This is a genomic window from Streptomyces sp. NRRL F-5630 (assembly GCF_000719475.1).
Lineage (GTDB): Bacteria > Actinomycetota > Actinomycetes > Streptomycetales > Streptomycetaceae > Streptomyces.
The window spans coordinates 1-1,503 of record NZ_JOGO01000168.1 but is presented as its reverse complement, the minus strand read 5'-3'; the positions used below and the strand labels follow the sequence as shown (position 1 = coordinate 1,503).

1 protein-coding gene is annotated in these 1,503 nt (G+C 70.3%); it reads right to left on the bottom strand.

Features of this window, described 5'->3' with window-relative positions; all coding sequences use genetic code 11:
* Positions 1–1,481, bottom strand: a 1,481-nt coding sequence (locus tag IF99_RS31375; protein WP_158716687.1) for a hypothetical protein, incomplete at its 3' end; no start/stop codon positions are given.
* Positions 1,482–1,503 lie beyond the last annotated feature (22 nt).

The following is a 1,503-nucleotide window of genomic DNA, read 5'->3' as shown; positions in this document are numbered from 1 at the left end:
GTCGGTCCCGCCGAGGTGGTACGCCGCCCACGCGTGACCGGGCGCCTCACCCTGGCGCCGCGCCAGGACGAACGCCGCCGCGCCCGGACCCGCCAACCAGGACCCATCACCAGCGACGACGCGGCAGACCGCTCGTCGATCACCGCATCGTCGACCGTGGCCGCCGGACGCACACCCTTGGGGTACAGCTCGTCCCGCAGCCCCCGCAGCAGCACGAGACACCGCTCGACCGACAACCCCCGCGCCGGCCCCCGACCAGCCACGCCGTGCACCCGGCGCGCCAGTTCATCCCGGCTCAGCACCAACGGCCCTGAACCCTCCGGCGCGGTGAGGGTCCTGGGCATGGTCGGCGTCGGGGAGGAGAACACCGCGTTCCCGTAGGGGGCCGTGAACAGGAGGCTGGAGTTGAGCCCCTGCAACCACGCCTTGCGCCACACCCCCGGCTGCCCGGTACCCGCCTCCGGCAGACCGATCAGACGCAACGGTGCCGATGTGACGCCTGGCGTGGCGTCCGATGGGGCGCCCGACGTGGCGGGGGCCATCGTCAACGGGCCGCTGTAGGCCCAGCCATTACGTGCCGTCCGGTTGGAGAACGCTTCCGCCCACACCACCGAACGGCCCGTGCCGCTGCCCGGACCCGATGCCACGAACACCAGCGGAACACCCAGCGGCATCACACGCAGCAACGGCGCCAGATCCAGCAGCGCCAGCAACTCCTTGTCCGTCACCGCGAACGGCCGCATACCCGGCAGGTGCAGGACCGGGAAACCCCTGGCATCCGTGTCCGTCCACACCACCATCGCCTCACCGGGCTCACCCTCACCCGCCCACGGCGCAGTGAACTGCTTACGGGACGCCGCATCCCCCTCTTGGTCCTGCGTACCGACGACCCGCAGGTCCACACCCTCCGGGGCCGGTGTACCGCTCCAGTTGTAACCCCGCGCGTTGCCACCCTCTTGCAGAAGGTGCGCCGGGCCGAACGCGCCCTTGGTCGCCAGGTGGAAAGCGGCCAGCGTGAAGTAGTCCGCCGGGTCCAGACCAGCCGCGATCGCCTGAGCCGTCAGGACCCACAACTCCTGCTTCCGCGCCGGAGTCCACTGCTCGTCCGGGAACATGTGGAGTATCCGGCGCCCCAGCTTCTCCGTGAACGCCGCATCCATCGTGCCCATGTGCCGCGCCGCACCAGCCACCGCCCAGAACGCCCACGTCACCGCCTTCTTCGTCACCGGCGAGTCCGCACCCGGCTGCCTCAGCACACTGCGCACCAGGCCCGCACCCAACTGCGTCACCTGCTTCAACGCATGCTGGACGAACAACTCCGGCATGTCCTCGCCCAGCCGCGCACCCGGCTTCCGCGCCAACGTCTGCGCGGCGATGTCCAGAACGGCCCGGTAGTCCTCGGGAGTCGGGACCTTTTTGCCGCCCACCGTCTGCGCCATGAAGCTCCACAGCTCCATCCGGAACGGCGTGAACCGGTCCAACGCCCCATCATTGGCACGCATC